This window comes from Rhizobium sp. ZPR4 (assembly GCF_040215725.1).
GTDB classification, from domain to species: Bacteria; Pseudomonadota; Alphaproteobacteria; order Rhizobiales; family Rhizobiaceae; genus Rhizobium; species Rhizobium rhizogenes_D.
This window is the reverse complement of record NZ_CP157969.1, coordinates 50,185-67,596: the sequence shown is the minus strand read 5'-3', so window position 1 is coordinate 67,596 and position 17,412 is coordinate 50,185. Positions and strand designations below refer to the sequence as shown.

General features: G+C 61.3%; 16 protein-coding genes. 2 read left to right on the top strand and 14 right to left on the bottom strand.

Annotated elements, in window-relative coordinates; genetic code table 11:
• Nucleotides 1-152: 152 nt before the first annotated feature.
• From ABOK31_RS28165 to argE, 6 genes are all read right to left on the bottom strand, one after another.
• Entirely contained in the window at nt 153-1,610 is a 1,458-nt protein-coding gene (locus ABOK31_RS28165; RefSeq protein ID WP_349962101.1) for an NAD-dependent succinate-semialdehyde dehydrogenase, read from the bottom strand.
• A 15-nt stretch (nt 1,611-1,625) separates the two neighbouring features.
• Nucleotides 1,626-2,669, bottom strand: a complete 1,044-nt coding sequence (locus ABOK31_RS28160) for a tartrate dehydrogenase (protein ID WP_349962099.1) — start codon at nt 2,667-2,669, stop codon at nt 1,626-1,628.
• A gap of 13 nt (nt 2,670-2,682) precedes the next feature.
• Nucleotides 2,683-4,146, bottom strand: a complete 1,464-nt coding sequence (locus ABOK31_RS28155; protein ID WP_349962097.1) for an aldehyde dehydrogenase family protein — start codon at nt 4,144-4,146, stop codon at nt 2,683-2,685.
• 139 nt (nt 4,147-4,285) lie between these two features.
• A complete protein-coding gene (locus ABOK31_RS28150; protein ID WP_174172412.1) occupies nt 4,286-4,639 on the bottom strand; it encodes a cupin domain-containing protein in 354 nt (117 codons plus the stop codon).
• A 24-nt stretch (nt 4,640-4,663) separates the two neighbouring features.
• Complete coding sequence (locus ABOK31_RS28145; protein ID WP_349962096.1) at nt 4,664-5,587, bottom strand: glyoxylate/hydroxypyruvate reductase A; 924 nt, start codon at nt 5,585-5,587, stop codon at nt 4,664-4,666.
• Nucleotides 5,588-5,600: 13 nt separating this feature from the next.
• Nucleotides 5,601-6,728 carry an acetylornithine deacetylase gene (argE, locus tag ABOK31_RS28140; protein ID WP_349962866.1) on the bottom strand — a complete coding sequence of 376 codons (1,128 nt, stop codon included), beginning with the start codon at nt 6,726-6,728 and terminating at the stop codon, nt 5,601-5,603.
• A gap of 256 nt (nt 6,729-6,984) precedes the next feature.
• On the opposite strand from argE, the gene ABOK31_RS28135 reads away from it, so the two are divergent.
• Nucleotides 6,985-7,842: a GNAT family N-acetyltransferase gene (locus tag ABOK31_RS28135; RefSeq protein WP_349962864.1), complete on the top strand. Its 858-nt coding sequence runs from the start codon at nt 6,985-6,987 to the stop codon at nt 7,840-7,842.
• Here the strand turns inward: ABOK31_RS28135 and ABOK31_RS28130 are convergent.
• Nucleotides 7,839-8,288 carry a DUF3592 domain-containing protein gene (locus ABOK31_RS28130; RefSeq protein ID WP_349962863.1) on the bottom strand — a complete coding sequence of 150 codons (450 nt, stop codon included), beginning with the start codon at nt 8,286-8,288 and terminating at the stop codon, nt 7,839-7,841. The genes ABOK31_RS28135 and ABOK31_RS28130 overlap by 4 nt on opposite strands.
• Between ABOK31_RS28130 and ABOK31_RS28125 the strand changes: the two genes are divergently transcribed.
• Nucleotides 8,181-8,477: a hypothetical protein gene (locus tag ABOK31_RS28125; protein ID WP_349962873.1), complete on the top strand. Its 297-nt coding sequence runs from the start codon at nt 8,181-8,183 to the stop codon at nt 8,475-8,477. The genes ABOK31_RS28130 and ABOK31_RS28125 overlap by 108 nt on opposite strands.
• A 92-nt stretch (nt 8,478-8,569) precedes the next feature.
• On the opposite strand, the gene ABOK31_RS28120 is transcribed toward ABOK31_RS28125, so the two are convergent.
• From ABOK31_RS28120 to ABOK31_RS28090, 7 genes are all read right to left on the bottom strand, one after another.
• Nucleotides 8,570-9,703: a Xaa-Pro peptidase family protein gene (locus ABOK31_RS28120; protein WP_349962094.1), complete on the bottom strand. Its 1,134-nt coding sequence runs from the start codon at nt 9,701-9,703 to the stop codon at nt 8,570-8,572.
• A 6-nt stretch (nt 9,704-9,709) separates the two neighbouring features.
• Nucleotides 9,710-10,930 (bottom strand): M20/M25/M40 family metallo-hydrolase, encoded by a 1,221-nt coding sequence (locus tag ABOK31_RS28115; RefSeq protein WP_349962093.1) that lies wholly within the window; start codon nt 10,928-10,930, stop codon nt 9,710-9,712.
• Nucleotides 10,931-10,942: 12 nt separating this feature from the next.
• The gene (locus ABOK31_RS28110; RefSeq protein WP_349962092.1) at nt 10,943-12,595 is read right to left on the bottom strand and encodes an ABC transporter ATP-binding protein; all 1,653 of its coding nucleotides are present in this window, start codon (nt 12,593-12,595) and stop codon (nt 10,943-10,945) included.
• Between the two features lies 1 nt (nt 12,596).
• Nucleotides 12,597-13,427, bottom strand: a complete 831-nt coding sequence (locus ABOK31_RS28105) for an ABC transporter permease (protein WP_349962090.1) — start codon at nt 13,425-13,427, stop codon at nt 12,597-12,599.
• On the bottom strand, nt 13,420-14,367 hold the full coding sequence (locus ABOK31_RS28100; protein ID WP_349962088.1) for an ABC transporter permease: 948 nt from the start codon (nt 14,365-14,367) through the stop codon (nt 13,420-13,422). The genes ABOK31_RS28105 and ABOK31_RS28100 overlap by 8 nt, the downstream gene beginning before the upstream one ends.
• A gap of 120 nt (nt 14,368-14,487) precedes the next feature.
• Nucleotides 14,488-16,038: an ABC transporter substrate-binding protein gene (locus tag ABOK31_RS28095; RefSeq protein WP_349962086.1), complete on the bottom strand. Its 1,551-nt coding sequence runs from the start codon at nt 16,036-16,038 to the stop codon at nt 14,488-14,490.
• A 12-nt stretch (nt 16,039-16,050) separates the two neighbouring features.
• Nucleotides 16,051-17,370, bottom strand: a complete 1,320-nt coding sequence (locus ABOK31_RS28090) for a M20/M25/M40 family metallo-hydrolase (RefSeq protein WP_349962084.1) — start codon at nt 17,368-17,370, stop codon at nt 16,051-16,053.
• Nucleotides 17,371-17,412 lie beyond the last annotated feature (42 nt).

Sequence of the window (17,412 nt, the reverse complement as noted above, 5' to 3'; positions counted from 1 at the left end):
TCCATATTCCGATGGCGCCCGACGTCCGCTGGCGGATTTCGCCGGCCGCTGCTCGGTCATGATCTATGCACCACTTTTGGTGTGCCGCAATTACAATTCCTTGCGGAGGATCGAAATGGTCTCATGAAGATGATGAGCCAGAGCTGGCATATTTAGGTAAGCCCGGCCATGTGAAAGCTCTTCATCTCAAGATATTCCTCGATACCGGCCTGCGCGCCCTCGCGGCCGATGCCGGATTGCTTGACGCCGCCGAAGGGTGCGACTTCCATCGAAACCGAACCGGTGTTGAGCCCGACCATGCCGAACTCCAGGGCCTCGCCGACGCGCCAGGCGCGCTTGAGATTGTCAGTATAGAAATAGGAGGCCAATCCAAAGGGCGTGCCGTTGGCGATCGCGATCGCCTCGTCTTCGGTCTCGAAGCGGAAAAGCGGCGCCACCGGCCCGAACGTCTCTTCGCCGGCAAGCTCCATCTCCGTTGTCGCCCCGGTCAGGACGATCGGCGCCGTATATTGCCCGCCATCGGGTAGCTGCCGAGCCGATGTGATGATCTTGGCACCCTTTGCCAAGGCGTCGCGAACATGCCGGTCGATCTTTTCGATGGCTGCTTGATTGATCATTGGGCCGATCGACACGCCGGCCTCGGTGCCCGGGCCGACCTTCATGGCATCGACCTTTGCCTTCAGTTTCGCTGCGAAGGCGTCATAGACGCTCGATTGCACGAGGAGCCGGTTGGCGCAGACGCAGGTCTGGCCGCCATTGCGGAACTTGGAGATGAGCGCGCCCTCGACGGCAAGGTCGAGATCGGCGTCGTCGAAGACGATGAAGGGCGCGTTGCCGCCGAGTTCGAGGCTGAGCCGCTTGATGCTGTCGGCAGCACCGCGCATCAGCAGCGCCCCCACCCTGGTCGAGCCGGTGAAGGAGATCTTGCGCACGGTTTCGTTGCGCATGATCTCGTTGCCGATCTCGGCCGGCATGCCGGTGACGATATTGATGACGCCGGCCGGGATGCCGGCGCGTTCGGCCAGTACCCCGAGCGCGAGAGCAGAATAAGGGGTAAATTCCGAGGGCTTGATGACAACGGTGCAGCCGGCGGCAAGAGCCGGCGCGACCTTGCGGGTGATCATCGCATTGGGAAAATTCCAGGGCGTGATGATACCGCAGACGCCGACCGGCTCCTTGAGCACGATGATGCGGCGATCTGGGGTGGGGGAGGGAATCGTGTGACCGTTGATCCGGCGGGCTTCCTCGGCGAACCACTTCACGAAGGAGGCGCCGTAGCGAATTTCGCCACGCGCTTCGTCGAGCGGCTTGCCCTGTTCCGTCGTCAGAATGAGGGCGAGATCGTCGACGTTTTCAAGCATGAGATCGTGCCAGGCTTCGAGAAGCGCGGCACGCTCGGCATTGGTCTTGCGCTTCCAGCTGCGTTGCGCGCGCTCGGCGGCCACGATCGCATTGCGCGTCTCCGCGGAGCCCATATCGGGCACGGTGCCGATTGCGGCCTGTCTGGCCGGGTCGTGAACATCCACCGTCGCGCCGGATGCCGCTGAGATCCAAAGCCCGTCGATCAATCCCTTCTCACGGAAAAGCTGCTTGTCTTTCAAATCCAACATGAGGTCCCTCTGCAGTCAGGAGAACGCGGCGATGATGCCGGCGGTAATGGTTTCCGTTCGATCCTTGCCCGGAATAGTGCCGATGCCGCGCGCCGTTGTCGCCTCCATGGCAGCGATGATGCGGGCAGCCGCATTCTTCTCGCCCAGATGATCGAGCATCATCGCGCCCGACCAGATGGCGGCAATCGGATTGGCGATGCCGAGCCCGGCAATATCAGGGGCCGAACCGTGAACCGGCTCGAACATGGAAGGTGCGTCGCGCCGTGGGTTGATATTGGCCGAAGCCGCAAATCCAAGGCCGCCCTGAATGGCCGCGCCAAGATCGGTCAGGATATCGCCGAACAGATTGGAGGCGACGACGACATCAAGGCTTTCCGGCGCCATCACCATACGCGCCGCCATGGCGTCTATGTGATAGCTCGAAACCTCGACATCAGGATATTCGGCCGCAAGCTTGGCCGTGATTTCATCCCAGAAGACCATCGAATATTTCTGGGCGTTGGACTTGGTGACGGAGGCAAGCTTGCCCCGCCGGCTGCGCGCCTGCTCGAAGCCGAAACGTAAGATCCGCTCGACACCCGCGCGGGTAAAGATCGACGTCTCCACCGCGACTTCATCGTTGGTACCTTGATGGACGCGGCCGCCGGCGCCCGAATATTCGCCCTCGGTGTTTTCGCGGATGCAAAGAATGTCGAAGGCCTCCGCCCGCAATGGTCCCTGTACCCCAGGCAGCAGCCGGTGCGGTCGGATATTGGCATATTGCACGAAGGCCTTGCGGATCGGCAGCAGCAGGCCATGCAGCGAGACCGCATCAGGCACTTCGGCCGGCCAGCCGACCGCGCCGAGCAGGATGGCATCGAACGTCCTCAGCGTCTCGATCCCGTCTTCGGGCATCATCCGCCCGATTTGCTTGTAGAATGCGCATGACCAAGGAAATTCGGTGCCGTTCAATGCGAAACCGCAAGTTTTGGCCGCGACTTGCAGCACCGACCATGCGGCGTCCGTCACGTCCCGGCCGATGCCGTCGCCGGGGATCAGGGCAATGGAATAGGTCTTCATGGCTGTAGGTCCCTTAGAGGTTGATGAGCACACTCTTGGTCTTTCGGTTGGCGAGATAGGCTTCGCGCCCCAGATCCTTGCCGATGCCGGAGCGCTTGTAGCCGCCGGTGGGCAGAATATGATCGCGTGAGCGGCTGTAGCGATTGACCCAGATCGTGCCTGCCTGGATCTGACGGCTGAGGCGGATGGTGCGCGACAGGTCCGATGTAAACAGGCCCGCAGCAAGCCCGTAGGTCGGGTGATCGGCAAGAGCCATCGCCTCCTCCTCGTCCTCAAAGGTCTGCAGCGTCAGGACCGGCCCAAAGATCTCCTCGAGAATGGCTGGAGACGACGGATCGAGATCGGTCAAAAGCGTCGGCTCGTAGAAATAGCCTGACCGGTCCATTGGCTTGCCGCCGGCGATACAGCGGCCGCCTTCGTTGATCGCGGCGGCAACGATCGCGTCGATCCGGTCACGCTGGCGCTCGGAGATGATCGGCGAATAGCGTGTCGCTGCATCCCAGGTGGGGCCGGGCCCGACGTCGGCCATCCGCGCGATGAGCGCTTGCGTAAACTCTCCAGCCACGCTTGCCTCCACGATCACGCGTGTCGCGGCGACGCAGGCCTGGCCGGCATTGAAGAGAACACTGCCGACGATCGCATCGGCCGCCTTCGAAAGATCGGCATCCTTGAAGACGATCTGCGGGCTCTTGCCGCCAAGCTCGAGCGTCACGGGCTTGATACCGGTGCGGGCGATATTCTCCATGATCGCCGAGCCGGCGCGCGTCGAGCCGGTGAAGCTGACCTTGGCGATGTCGGGATGGCCGGTGAGCGCAGTACCGGTTGAGAGTCCGTCGCCGAGGACGACGTTGAAAAGGCCGGCGGGCAATCCGGCCCTCACGGCGAGCTCGGCCAGGTAAACAGTCGAAAACGGTGTCATCTCCGAGGGCTTGAGGACGACGGCATTACCCGCAGCGAGCGCCGGGCCGAGCTTCCAGCCGGCCATGGAGACCGGAAAGTTCCAGGGCGTGATCGCGCCGACGACGCCATAGGGTTCGCTGAGGATCATGCCGAAGGTCTTGTCATCGGTCGGCACGACATCGCTGCCTTCCTTGTCGGCGAATTCGGCAAAGAAGCGGATCTGTTCGGCGGTGACGGCGATGTCGCCGGCCACCAGTTGCGCGATGAGGCGTGTGGACGACAGAGCCTCGACCCGGGCAAGGTTTTCGGCTTCGGCTTCGATCAGGTCGGCCCAGGCATGCAGTACGCGGACACGTTCGCGTGGGCGCAGGCCACTCCAGTTGCTTGCTTTCAATGCCGCCTTGGCCGATTCGACGGACCGGTCCACCATCTCGGGGCCTGCAATCGGGCAGCCTGCGTAGGGCTTGCCATCGGAGGGCCTGTGCATCTCTATCGCGCCGGGAGCTTCAATGAGTTCCCCGCCGATGAAGTGGCCGATCGGCAATGGCAATGTGTCAGGATCGAAACTCAAGCTCATGGGAGGCTCTTTCTTAAGGCTTTGCCAAAGCCTAGCGCCGGCTTACGAGCAGCTTGCTTCGTATGCCGGCGGGCATGCCGACGAATCTTGCGTTTTAGCGAGGGCGAACAGTGATTTCTGTTGCGGCAGCCAGCAGCTTTTATCCCACCGTCACGTAGATTTTGCGAACGGTCTCGATCGTCTTCCATCTGCCCGTGAAGCCGGGCTTCATCACAAAACTGTCGCCGGCCCTGTAGACCGCCGGATCGCCGCCATCAGGGGTGATCTCGACGACACCCGACAGGATATGGCAGAATTCGAAGGTCTCGCCCTTGATCGACCGGGTCTCACCAGGCGTTGCCTCCCAGACACCGGTGCGTACTGCGCCATCCTTCGCCTCATCCTGTGCCCAGGTCTTGAATGACGGGTCGCCGGCAATCAGCCTTTCCGGCAGGGCCTTGGATTCACGCGGCGCCGTCTCAGGATTGGTTATAACGGTTTTGAGCAGGGTCATGTCGAGCCTTTCATTGCTATGGGTTCAATAGCCGCGTTGCCGGTCGACGAGCCCGATGGGGTCCAGGCCCGCGCGATAACGACGGATGTTGTCGATCACCGCGCGTGCGGCGGTATCAGGCTGCGTCACGCTGGCGATATGCGGGGTGAGCATGATTCTTGGGTGTCGCCACAAAGGATGATCTGTGGGCAGCGGCTCAGGGTCGGTCACGTCGATCACCGCCGCTGCAAGATGGCCGGTCTCTAGCGCCTCGATCAGCGCGTGTGCATCGAGCTGTGGGCCGCGACCGGCATGCACCAGCATCGCCCCGGCCGGAAGAGTGCCAAGAAGAGTGTCGTTCAAGAACCCCGTGGTCTCCTGAGTCAGAGGCAGCAGGCAAATGAGAATATCCGTTGCCGCCACCATGGTTCGGAGGCCAGCATCACCATGATGGCATTCGACACCTTCGATTGACCGGGGTGATCTACTCCAGCCGGCAAGCGGGAAGCCGAAAGGCTTCAGCCGTTCAAGCACGGCCGTTCCGAGAACCCCCAATCCCAGAACTCCGATCCGCCTCTCATGCGCCTGACGCGGAGGCAGGGCGCGCCATTCCTCGGTGCGCTGCTGGGCAAGATAGGAGAGAAGGTCGCGATGCAGGGCCAGCACGGCAAGTGTCACATATTCCTGCATCATCCTGACGATGCCATCCTCGACCATACGGACGATCTTCACATGCTCGGGTACGAGGTCCGTCTTGAACTGGTCGACGCCGGCGCCGATCGAAAACAGGATTTCCAGATTGCGGTAACGGGCGAGGTCGTCTGGCACTGTCCAGGTGATCAGGAAGCGAACCTCGTCCGGATCGACGCTTGCCGCATCCATGGAAAATGCCAGATCAGGGAGTTCCTCGGCGAAGGCCCGGGCAAAGATCGCACCGCGCCTGGCATCCGAATTGAAGAGAAACGTCACGGCAATTGCTCCATCAGGATCGCGCACATCGCGCAGCCAGCGCTGATATCATCTGGCGGCATTCCGCAAGCTCGGCTTCCAGAATGTATTCGTCCGGCTTGTGAGCGCGCTCGATATCACCAGGCCCGCAGATGATCGCATCGATGCCGGCCGCCTGATATAGGCCAGCCTCGGTCCCATAGCTGACCGCGGCAAGCGACGGCTTGCCGGTGATCTCCTCCAGCAGGGTTGCGAGCGGCGCGTTCTCGGCAAGCGATAGCGCGGGATAGGCGCTGAGCGGGATCCAGTCCACGGAGAAGCCCTGTTCCCTAAGTATCTCTGCGCTGTGCCTGATCGGAGCAAGCAGCTCCTCGGGATCGACATTGGCAATGCCCCGCGCCTCAAGGTCGAGACGGCAACTATCGGGAACGATGTTCAGCGCCAGTCCGCCGGAAATAATACCTGCCTGAAGCGTCGAATAGGGCGGCTCGAATGCGGGATCGAAGGGGCCGAGCGTCAGTTTATGAGCTTCATCGACTGCCGAGCTGAGCACTTTCGACATGGCATGAATGGCGTTGAGCGCGAGGTCCGGACGAGATGAATGGCCTGCCTTTCCGCCGATCGTGACGCGCGCTGCCGCTTTCCCCTTATGGGCGCGCGCGGCCTGCATGCGGCTCGGCTCGCCGATGATGGCACCTTGCGGATGTGCGCAAAGCGCCTTCATCTGCGCCAGAAGATGCGGTACGCCCCGGCATCCCGCTTCTTCGTCATAGGAGAATGCCAGATGAATGGGGCGGGCGAGGTTTGCCCTGGCTAGCTCCGGCGCGGCCGCGAGTGCGGCGGCAAGAAACCCTTTCATATCCGTCGTTCCCCGCCCATAGAGCCGGTCTGCCTCCCGACTGAGCGCGAAGGGTTCCGAGGTCCAGCTCGGCTCTCCGGCGGGAACGACATCCATATGTCCGGACAGAATATAACCTGCGACATCCCTGGGCCCGATCGTGGCAAAGATGTTGGACCTGTCGCCTTCAGGCCCTGGAAGCACGGTGACGTGGATTCCGAGATCTTGCAGATACGTCCGGATCCAGTCGACTATGCCGTCATTCGGCGTGCCGACGACGCTCGGAAAGGCGACAAGACGGGCGAGGATTTCAACCGTGTCCATATGCTCCTCAGCGGCTGCGGCAAATTGCGGATATTTCCCCCATAGCATGGCGGCTGCTTTCATAATTGCATGCCGAATGTCGAGGTGTTTCAGTCGATTGTTGTGCGGGCACAGGCAATTCGAGCTAATTGTATCGACGGGCGTCGCCTATCCTTATCGGCGGGGAGCGCCTCTGTTTTGGCGTATGACTATGGATAGCAAGTTTTGAGGTGGTCCAGTGAAGGTATCAGACAGTTTGCGGGTCGATGCTTTCTCCATGCATATCGGCGACATCAAAGACGTGGAACTCGATCAGTTGCACGCGCTGTCGATCTCGGTCCGGTGGCCGCATCGAGCCGAGGACTGGGAATTTCTGCGGCAAACGGGTAGCGGCATCGTCGCGCTCGACGAAATCGGTCGCGTCATGGGATCTGCCATGTGGTTTCCGCATGGAGACGAGTTTGCCACCGTCGGTATGGTGATTACCTCTCCGCGACTGCAGACCAATGGCACCGGCCAATGGCTGATGAGCCGGATCCTGGACAAAGTAGCGGGACGCCGCCTCAGCCTCAGTGCGACCCAGGCGGCGCGCCGCCTATATCTTTCACTGGATTTCAAGCCGGAAAAGACGGTCTACCAATGTCAGGGGGAGGCGCGGATCGCAAAGGATTTTGCGCCGCTAACTTCGGAGGGCACGGTACGGCAACTTGGCACCGACGATCTTGCTGCGATCCTTCGGCTTGATGCCGTTGCCTTCGGTGTCGACCGCTCGGAACTGGTCAGGCGTCTCAACGAGCAATCGATCGGCTATGGTCTGTTCCGTGGAGCGGATCTGCAGGCTTTCGCATTGTGCCGGCCTTTCGGACGCAGCCATGTCGTCGGACCGGTCGTTGCGTCCAATGACGCTGACGCGATTGCCGTGGTCGCGCCGCATGTAAGCAGCCATTCCGGTCAGTTTCTGCGCCTCGATACCCATATGGAGAGCGGCGACTTTGCATCTTACGTGTCCCAGAGTGGCATGATCGTCTGCGATACCGTCCTGACCATGTCGCTTGGAAAGCATCCCTCCGACAGAGACAAGGCTGTCGCCGGGATGATGGCTAAATATGCTCTTGCCAGTCAGGCGCTCGGTTAGGGCCTCGACACAGCCTCACCGTCCGCAGGCTTTTCGCGCGTCAGCCAGATCGTTCCGAACAAGGCAAGCGCAAAGGCGGCAGCCATGCCGCTTCCAACGATCACCGGCAACCATATTTCCTGGAAGGATGCGATGATTGCGTCATGCGGATCATCATGGCGATAATAGACGGGGATCTGATCGCCAATCCTGGCCGGATTGTAGCTCGAGTAGACCCCTCCCTGTACCCGATAGGACATACCATCGTCCCCTTGAAAGACGACAATCGGCGCGTAGGTCGTAACGGTGTCAGAGCCCCGGTTCATAACAGAAGCTTTCCGGAGCGGAGCTATTTCTACGTGGCGGTCGAGCGCAATGACGACACCGACGGTTTTCTCTCGATTCATCCCGGCCGTAACGGCACGCCAAACAAAGCGGCAGTCCAGAAGAGCGGTTACCGCTGTCAATATCGCGAAGGCAGTGATGAAGGCGAATTTCTGAAACCGCTTGGTTCCGGCTTTCGGCGCGTGTCGACTCGACCTTATCATGCGGCCTCACCCGATCTTCAGAAAGGGATGAGCGGATCAAACCCGCTCATTTCACCTAAACCTTGCTCCGCCGGCGCTGCCTATCGCCAACGCCGAGGCTTCTATTAGATGAAACGCAAACCGCGATCTGCAAGGTCTGTATTTTCGAAAAATACGACTGCCGCTGGCGGGATGAAATCCGCACGATTGGCCCCGAGCTGCTACGCCTGCCATTTCTCCGAGCCGAGGAGGTGGCGCCCCGTCATCGTCAGACGTCGTCCGCCCTCCGGCGTAACGACAACCGTTTCGCTGAATCCAAGCCTGGCGGCTGTCGCATAGATATGGAAAACCATACCTTCCTCCAGTGGCCAATTCGCATCCGGCAGGAAAACCCGAGAGAAATCGCTGGTGCGCGGCGTGCGGGTATAAAGACCAAGCGTATAGGCCGTTACGTTGTCGTAACGCTGTCTCAATCCTGACGACATGAGGCCCTGACGGACAATGGCATCCACCTCACAAGCAGAAACGCCCGGCTTCATGGCTTCGATCTGCTGATCCTGCAATGCGATGATGCGGGAGGCGATATCCCGAAGTTTCGCGGTTGCTTCACCGATGACGATCGGCCGCATGAGACGGGCGCCATAACCGCCCACGCGCGGAATAAGCTCCACATGCAGAATATCACCTGCGTCAAGCAATTCGCTCTTGAAAGAACCATGCAGGAATTGGTGGTCGCCGCTCGCCTTGACGATCGGACCGGTCTCTCCGCTGTCGGCACCTTCTAGCAGGAAGGTGGCAGCCGCGGTTGCCGCAGCCGTACGGGTCGAAGAGCCGGCCCTCGTACTCTGCGCTATTGCCAGCATGGCCTTGTCAGCGATGCCGGCCGCTTGCGTCAGAACGGCAATCTCACGGGCTGATTTGACCCAACGCAGACTGTCGCTGATGCCGGGAAGGGCGACGAATTGCGCTTGGGGCAGATGCGCCCGAAGCCTGGCCGCCGTATCGGCGCTGAAGCTGTAGGAGGCGAAGTCAGTCCCGATACGGGCATTGGCAAAACCCTGAGCATGGATGCTGCCGGCGATGGCCTCATGCGGACTGACCGTGTCGGCAAAGCCGATAATGTCGGAAATCCAGGTCTTTTCCCGGCATGGCGCTTCGTCGAGTTCTCGCAGGACGAACCATGGTGTGCCGTGTCGCGGTAGAAAAGCGGCACGATACATGGTCTCCGAAACTGTATAGCCGGTAAGCCATGCGAGAAGCTCGCCGCTGTCGATCAGGAGCAGATCGACGGCAGCGGCATCCATCGCGGCGTGTGCCTTGGCGATCCGCCAATCATATTCGTCACGAGGAAACATGGAGCCTCAGGCAACCTCGCAAATGTCGAGAATGGTGAGCATGTAGACCCGGATCATGTCGAGATAGTCGACGATGTCGACACGTTCGTCCGGCATCGTGTTGTACCGGCCGCCCGGCCCGCAGACGATGCCCTCCATGCCGAGCTCATGGTACAGATGGCCGGCATCCGTCCCGTAAAAACGTGTGGGCGTAATGGCGCCGGTCGGCTGCTTCTCGCCCCGGACGGCCTCATAGGCGGCGTTGATCGAGGTTACGATGCGCGACGTCGGCGAGACTTCGAAAGGGGGCATCAGGGGACGACCCTCGATCATCTCGGGCACCAGCTTTGCCTTCAACCCGGGAAAGCGCTTTTCGAGCTCCGTCAATTCCGCAGCGAGATCGGCAAGCACGCCTTCCTGCGTCTGGCCGGGCGCATAGCGGGCCGAGCCCCGGATACGGACGAAATCGGCAACCTGCGGTGGGCGCCATTCTTCCAGCTCACGCCCGAGCGCGCCATGGACGACGCCGACATGACCGCGATTGATCGACCGGTGCACTTCGCTTCTGGCATCGCTGAAGGTCATGGCATTGATGCGCGGGATGAGATCGCAGGCCGCGGCGATGGCGTCGACCGATTGTTCGCGTTTGGACAGGTGCCGCGTGTCGCCGGTCAGCTCGATCACGAAGCTCAGCGCGGCGGCATGCATCGTCACGGCGGCAAGATCGCTCGGCTCGCTGTTGATGAAATAGTCGGCTTTGACGCCGCTGCGGATGGCGGCGAGCGTGCCCACGCCGCCCTGAAGCTCACCGACGACATAGGTGAGGATCACGTCGCCCTTGAGCTTGACGCCGGCGTCGAGCAAGGTCTTGATTGCGCAGAAATAGGCAGCATCCCCCGCCTTCATGTTGGATACGCCGATACCATAGATGAACTTGTCGTCGACGAGACCGCCCCAGGGATCGACGGTCCAGCCCTCAGTGACCGGATTGGTGTCGAGATGGCCGTTGAAGAGCAGGCTCTTGCCGCCGCCGGTTCCCTTCAGGCGTCCGATCGCGTTGAAACGCTCGCCATTGTCAAAGGGTTGCAGCTCGGACTGAAGCCCGATCACTTCCATCTGCCGTGCCATGATGCGCGCAAGCTCGCGCTCACCCTCGGTCTGGGAATGGCTCTTCTGGCGAACCATCATCGACAGAAAGTCGAGGCAGCTTTTCTCATCGATTGTTCCGATGAGTGATTTCGAGTCCATTTTTGATGCTCCTTAGACGTCTGGTTCTGTGGGGGCGGCGCCGGCCGGCGTCGGCACCGCGGCAAGCAGCCGGCGCGTGTAGTCGGCCCGCTCGGGGCTGGTGATGTCTTCCGCCGGTACGACTTCGAGGAGATCGCCGCGATACATCACCGCGATGCGGTGGGCGATCTGGCGAATGAGGTTGAGGTCGTGGGTGATGAAGAGGAAGGCGGTGGAATGCTCGCGATGCAGTTCCAAAAGCAGCTCGATGATGGAGGCCTGCACCGAGACGTCGAGCGCGGAGGTGATCTCGTCGCAGATCACCAGCTTCGGTCTGGATGCGAAGGCGCGGGCGATGGCGACGCGCTGCTTTTCGCCGCCGGAGAGCTGATGCGGGTAGCGATCGGCATGGCTGCGCGGCAGGCGGACCTGCTCGAGCATGTCGCCGATCCGTTGGGTCATGGTGCCGTTCTCGCCTTCGCCATAGAGTTTCAGCGGCCTCGCCAGGATTTCGCGGATCTTCTGGCGCGGATTGAGCGAGGCATCCGGATGCTGGAAGATCATCTGGACGTTCTTGCGATAGGTCCGGTCCATGTCGGCAAGGCCCGCAATCGTCCGTCCGGCAAACGTCATTTGGCCCTCGAACGGATTGAGCCCGGTCATTGCCTTGGCAAGCGTCGATTTGCCCGAACCGGATTCGCCGACGATGCCGAGGATTTCTCCCGGCTGCACGCTGAGACTGACGGCGCGATTGCCGGCGAAGCGTTCGAAGGACCGGCCGGTCAGCGCCGACAGAAACGGCTTGCGGCCGTAATGCACGCTGACATTCTCGACCTTCATCAACGGCTGGTCTTGATAGGACGGACGCGTCTGCGTCAGGCGGTCGTTAGGCCGGGGCACGGCGGCGATCAGCTGGCGCGTATAGTCGTGCTGTGGCGCATTGAAGATATCATCGACCGCGCCCTGTTCGACGATCTCGCCGCGCCGGATGACGGCAACGCGTTTTGCCGTACGCGACAGCAAGGCAAGGTCATGCGAGATATAGAGCGAGGCGACGCCCGTTTCGGCCTGCAGATCCAGGAAGAGGTCGAGGATCTGGCGAGACGTAATGACGTCGAGTGCCGTTGTGGGTTCATCGAAGATGATGCATTCCGGATTGCAGGCAAAGGCGGTGGCGATGACGACGCGCTGCTTCTCACCGCCCGATGCTTCGTGCGGCATTCGCTTCATCATCTCCGCCGGGCTCTTAAGGCCAACGCGATCCAGCATGGCTTCCCCTTCGCTCCATGCCTGTTTTCCGGTCAGACCGCGATGGCGCTTCAGCGTTTCCGTGAGCTGGGTGCCGAGCGAAAGCGTGGGGTTGAGCGAGGTGCCGGGGTCTTGGAACACCATGCTGATCCGCTTGCCGCGCATGCGATTGACCTCGGCCGGCGATTTTGCCGTGAGATCCTCGCCACGAAGCCGGATTTCGCCGCCAACCTCGCGGGCGTTTGACGGCAGGTAGCGCATGATCGACCAGGCCATCGAGGTCTTTCCGGAGCCGGATTCGCCGACAAGGCCGAGAATTTCACCGGCACCGACTTCGAGATCGATATTCTTCAGCGCATGAAACGCGCCGCTCGCCGTCTGATAATCGAGTGAATAGTTGTGGACCTGAAGGACGGTATTGTTTGCAGCTTCTGTCATCTCAGCCTCCGGTGCGCGGGTTCAGCGCGTCGCGCAGGCCGTCGCCAAGCAGATTGAAGCCGATGGCGACAATGGCGATTGCGAGGCTTGGCCAGATCAGGATGCCGGCGCTGATGTGCATGTATTGTCTCGCCTCCGAGACCATCAGACCCCATTCGGTGGCAGGCGGCTGGGCGCCGAGCCCGAGGAAGCTCAGCGTTGCGAACAGCATGACGGCGAAGGACACGCGGATCGTCGTTTCGACCACAATGGGTGCCACGACATTCGGCAGCATCTCGCGCAGGATAATGTATCGGGAGCTTTCGCCACGGGCGATCGCCGCGCTCACATAGTCCTGCTTGCGCACGGTAAGTGCGACACTGCGAGTGATGCGCGCCATGCCCGGCGCGAAGGCGACGGCAACGGCGACCAGCGCATTGATGCTGCTGGATCCGAGCAGGTTGACGATCAGCAGCGCGAACAGGAGGTTCGGGATCGCCATGATCGCGTCGATGGTGCGCATGATGATCTCGTCGGCACGCCCGCCGAGGAAGGCGGATACCGTGCCGATGAAGGCTCCGGCAAAGGTGCCGGCAAGCGTGGCGAGGACCGCCATCGTCACGGTCGAGCGCGCGCCGATCAACAGGCGGCTCAGGATGTCGCGGCCATACTGATCCGTGCCGAGAAGGAAGCTGGCGCTCGGCCCCTTGTAGCGGGCAAGTATCGACATGGCTTCCGGATCGCGTGGGGCAAGAAAGGGACCGAAGACGACGACGATGAAGACCAGGACGACCAGAACAAGGCCGACTGCGCCCTGCGGCGTGCGCAGCAGCCGTTTGAGAAGCTCAATCATACTGGATCCTCTTGTCGAGCCATGCGTAGAGAATGTCGGCGGCGAAATTGACGATGGAATAGGTTGCCGCCATGAGCAGGACGCCGGCCTGGATCGCCGGGAGGTCGCGCGTCTGGATGGCGACGATCAATTGCCGGCCGATGCCGGGAAGGGCGAAGATTTCCTCGACGACAATGATGCCGCCCAGGAGATAGCCGACATCGAGCGCGACGACGGTGATGGTCGGCAGCAGGGCGTTGCGCAGTGCGTGGCCGAACAGCACTCTCGACGTGGAAAGACCCTTGAGCCGCGCCGCGCGAATGTAATCGGTATGCAGCACGTCCACGAGTTCGGAACGCACCATGCGGGAGACATGCGCGATGAGGATGATCGACACCACGCAAACCGGGAGCGCCAGATGGGCAAGCCCGTCGAGAAAATTCTCGGTCAGCGGCACATAGCCCGTCGGCGGCAAAAGCTTCGCCCAATCCGCAACGAAGAGCACCGCAAGCGTCGCCGTCACGAATTCCGGCAGCGATACGCCCGCATAGGAGATGAGACTGACGATCATGTCGGCGAGCTTGCCGCGGCGGATCGCTGCAAGCACACCGAGCGGTATGGCGAGCACCAGCATCAACGCGATGGACAGGACAGCGAGCAGAAGCGAACGGCCGAGCGCCTGGAGCATGACCGGGCCGACAGGCTGGCCGGTGCGCAGCGACTGGCCGAAATCGCCATGCAGGATACCGCCCAGCCAGTGCAGATATTGCAGCCAGACGGGATCGTTCAGCCCCATATGCTGGCGCAGCGCCTCGAGCGCCTGATCGGTGGCGTTCTCCCCGAGCATCATGACGGCGGCATCCGCCGGCAGGACCTGGGTGATCGCGAAGACGACGAGCGACACGATGAAGAGCGTGTAGACGATCATCAAAAGCCGCTTCAGAAGATAATTCGGTGACAAGGGCCGTTCCCTGGCTTTGGAGCGACCGGTCGCGCGTCCGCGCGCGCCGGCCTTCTTGCTACGGGATGCGTCGCCGGCGCAAGATCGCGCCGCGACGCTCGTTCAGCACGGTCGACGCCATCAGCTCCGCTTCGGCGCCTTGTCCGTCAAGGAGACATAGTCGAGGCGGAAGACGGAAGCGCGCGGATGAACCTCGAAGCCGGCCACCCAATCCCGCTTGGCGGCGAGAACATCGAAGAACACCGGGATGATGGAGGGAACTTCCTCGTTCATCAGCTTCTGCGCCTCGGCATAAAGCTCCTTGCGCTTGGCTTCGTCGGTGATGCCACGTGCCTCGTTGACGACCTTGTCGAAGGCGGCGTTGTTCCAGCGTGTTTCATTCCAGGCTGCATCGGAGGTGTAGAGCAGCTTGAAGATTGCGTCGGCCGTCGGCTGCATGTTGTAAAAGCCGACATAGAAGCTGCCCTTCTTCCACACCTGCTCCAGATAGGTGGCATGCGGCATCGTCTGGACGTTGATGTTGATGCCGGCTTCCTTTGCCATCTCGCGCAAGGCGACAGCAAGCTGTGTGCGCTGGCTCGGCTTGTCCGATGCGATCAGCGTCGCCTCGAAGCCATTCGGGTAGCCTGCCTCGGCAAGCAGCTTTTTGGCTTCATCTATATTGGCCTGGCGCAGCGGCAGATCGGCATAGAAGCGATAGGAGGAATTAAGGGCGGTATCGTTGCCTGGAGTGCCGAAACCCTCGGTGACGAAATCGACCATCGCCTGCCGGTCGACGGTCAGCGCCAGCGCGCGGCGCACGCGCGCATCGTTGAAGGGCTTGGTGTCGCAGCCGAAATTGATGTTGCAGAACTGGCCTGAAGGCACGCGCAGCGGATTGACGCCCTGCGCATCCTTCATCCGCAGGTATTCGGTCGGCTGCACGGTCGAAATGACGTCGATATCGCCGGCAAGCAGGGCAGAGGTCTGCGCCGAGGTATCCGGGAAAACCTGAATTTCGACACGATCGAGATAGGGACGCTTCGGATCGTAATAATCGGGGTTGCGCTCGACGACGATCAGGCGATCCGGTTCGTAGGAGACAAGCTTGAACGGGCCGGTGCCGACGGCGGTCGTCGACAGCTTCTTGAAATCGCCGGTCGCGATGGAGGCCGGGATGATGCGCGCGACCGTATAGGCTGTTGCCACGGGAAAGTCGGCGTAAGGGGTCGAAAGCTTGAAGACGGCCGTCAGCGGATCGGCCGCGGTCACATCGGCGATCGGGCCGACATTGTTGAGTGCCGGCGAAGCGTTCTTCGGATCGAGGATCGCCTTGAAGCTCTGGACGACGTCGTTAGCGGTCAACGGCGATCCGTCATGGAACTTGACGCCGCTGCGGAGCTTGAAAGTCCACTCCGTCAGCGCCTCGTTGGCGCTCCAGCTTTCGGCCAGATCGGGCTCGACCGACATATCGACCTTCAGCCGGGTCAGATTGCTGTAGAGCAATTCCGTGACCATGTATTCCGGGTTGACGCGCGTCAGCAGCGGATGGATCACGCTTGCGGCCTGATCGACGGAAATGCGCAAGGTGCCACCCTTGGCGGGCGCGGCGGCTTGGGCAAAGCCGATGGCAGGCGTTGCCAGAATGGCGGCAGTGCTCGCCAGGAAATGACGTCGGTTCAGCTTCAGCATTGCAATGTTCCCTTATTTTGATGGTGCCTGTTCTGGAATGAGGTCGGCCGCAAAGTCGCGGGCGAGATAGGCAAGGATGCTCTGTGCCAGCGCGACGATATCCGTGGTCGTCGTATGTTCGTCGGGGCTATGGATGCAGCTCTCCGGACGTCCAAGGCCGCCAAGCAGGACTTCCTGCATGACGCCCGTCCTCTGCACGTAGCCGAAATCCGAACAGCTTGCGGCACCCCATTTGCTAAAGTCGGAATCCTGATAGCCGAAGCCGAGACTGAGAGCCTTCTGCCAGCGAGGCCAATGCGGACCGTCCGGATCCGAGGTCGGGATGAGATGGCCGACGAGGTCGATCTCGACGTGCAACTCCGGCGATTTCGCCATGACGGCGCGGACAAGCTCTTCGATCTCAGCCCTTGCCGCTTCGTAATTCTCTTCGGGCGCATAGCGGCGACTGACAAGGATCTTCAGCTCCGCGGGAACCTGTCCGCCGGCTGTGCCGCCATTGACGGCGGAGATAGACAGCTGAGGCCGCAGCGGCCCGCTCGCATGCGGCGGCGGCAAGGCGGATGCGAAGGCGGCTACCTGCGGCTTCAAAGCATGAAGGGCATTCAGAAGAGGAAGGGCGCCGTCGATGGCATTAATGCCGGAACCAGTGCGGTTGCCTTCGCCTGCGTGAACGGCATGACCCCGAACGGTGATCTGAAGATTGAAGACGCCGAAGCAGCCAGCCCAGATGCGCGGCGCCGCCGAGCCGTTGAAATTGACGATATGTCCCTTGAGCATGCCCTGCTCGGCAAGATATCGGATCCCCGGATAGAGGCCGCCCTCTTCATCGGTGCAAAGGAGCAGCATCGGATCGTAGGCGAGCTCGACACCGCAGGCGTCGGCCGCACGCAGTGCCATCAGCGTTGCCGCGATGGTGCCTTTCATGTCCGCAGCGCCAAGCCCGAAGAGGCGTTCGCCTTCTCGTCGCAGACATAGCGGATCCTGTTGCCAGGCAGGGGCGGCCGGAACCGTGTCGACATGGTAGTACAGCCCGCAAACCGGCTTGTTGCCGGATCGCTCGGCAATGAGGTTGACCCTTGCTCCTTGGGCCGGACCATTGCTAACCCGCCACAGCTCCTCCGGCAGGATGACTTGTCGACAATGGAAACCCATGGGTTCGAGCAGGCTCGACATCAACTCCGCAAATGCCGGATAGCCGTCTCCCGGCGGAAAAGAGGTGTCGATCGCGATCATTCGCGCGAGATCGTCGATGGCGCTTTCGACGTTTTCTTCGATAGTTTTCAAGGCGCTTGCAAATGACGCCTCGAAAGATGACAAGACTTGATCGCGCATGCTCGAATTCCGAAAAAAGACGCGCAGGAACACATGGAGGCT

Excerpts from the sequence above, each read along its gene's own strand:
- ABOK31_RS28165 (WP_349962101.1), bottom strand. The coding sequence starts at position 1,610 with ATGTTGGATTTGAAAGACAAGCAGCTTTTCCGTGAGAAGGGATTGATC.
- ABOK31_RS28160 (WP_349962099.1), bottom strand. The coding sequence starts at position 2,669 with ATGAAGACCTATTCCATTGCCCTGATCCCCGGCGACGGCATCGGCCGG.
- ABOK31_RS28155 (WP_349962097.1), bottom strand. The coding sequence starts at position 4,146 with ATGAGCTTGAGTTTCGATCCTGACACATTGCCATTGCCGATCGGCCAC.
- ABOK31_RS28150 (WP_174172412.1), bottom strand. The coding sequence starts at position 4,639 with ATGACCCTGCTCAAAACCGTTATAACCAATCCTGAGACGGCGCCGCGT.
- argE (WP_349962866.1), bottom strand. The coding sequence starts at position 6,728 with ATGGACACGGTTGAAATCCTCGCCCGTCTTGTCGCCTTTCCGAGCGTC.
- ABOK31_RS28135 (WP_349962864.1), top strand. The coding sequence starts at position 6,985 with ATGCATATCGGCGACATCAAAGACGTGGAACTCGATCAGTTGCACGCG.
- ABOK31_RS28120 (WP_349962094.1), bottom strand. The coding sequence starts at position 9,703 with ATGTTTCCTCGTGACGAATATGATTGGCGGATCGCCAAGGCACACGCC.
- ABOK31_RS28115 (WP_349962093.1), bottom strand. The coding sequence starts at position 10,930 with ATGGACTCGAAATCACTCATCGGAACAATCGATGAGAAAAGCTGCCTC.
- ABOK31_RS28110 (WP_349962092.1), bottom strand. The coding sequence starts at position 12,595 with ATGACAGAAGCTGCAAACAATACCGTCCTTCAGGTCCACAACTATTCA.
- ABOK31_RS28105 (WP_349962090.1), bottom strand. The coding sequence starts at position 13,427 with ATGATTGAGCTTCTCAAACGGCTGCTGCGCACGCCGCAGGGCGCAGTC.
- ABOK31_RS28095 (WP_349962086.1), bottom strand. The coding sequence starts at position 16,038 with ATGCTGAAGCTGAACCGACGTCATTTCCTGGCGAGCACTGCCGCCATT.
- ABOK31_RS28090 (WP_349962084.1), bottom strand. The coding sequence starts at position 17,370 with ATGCGCGATCAAGTCTTGTCATCTTTCGAGGCGTCATTTGCAAGCGCC.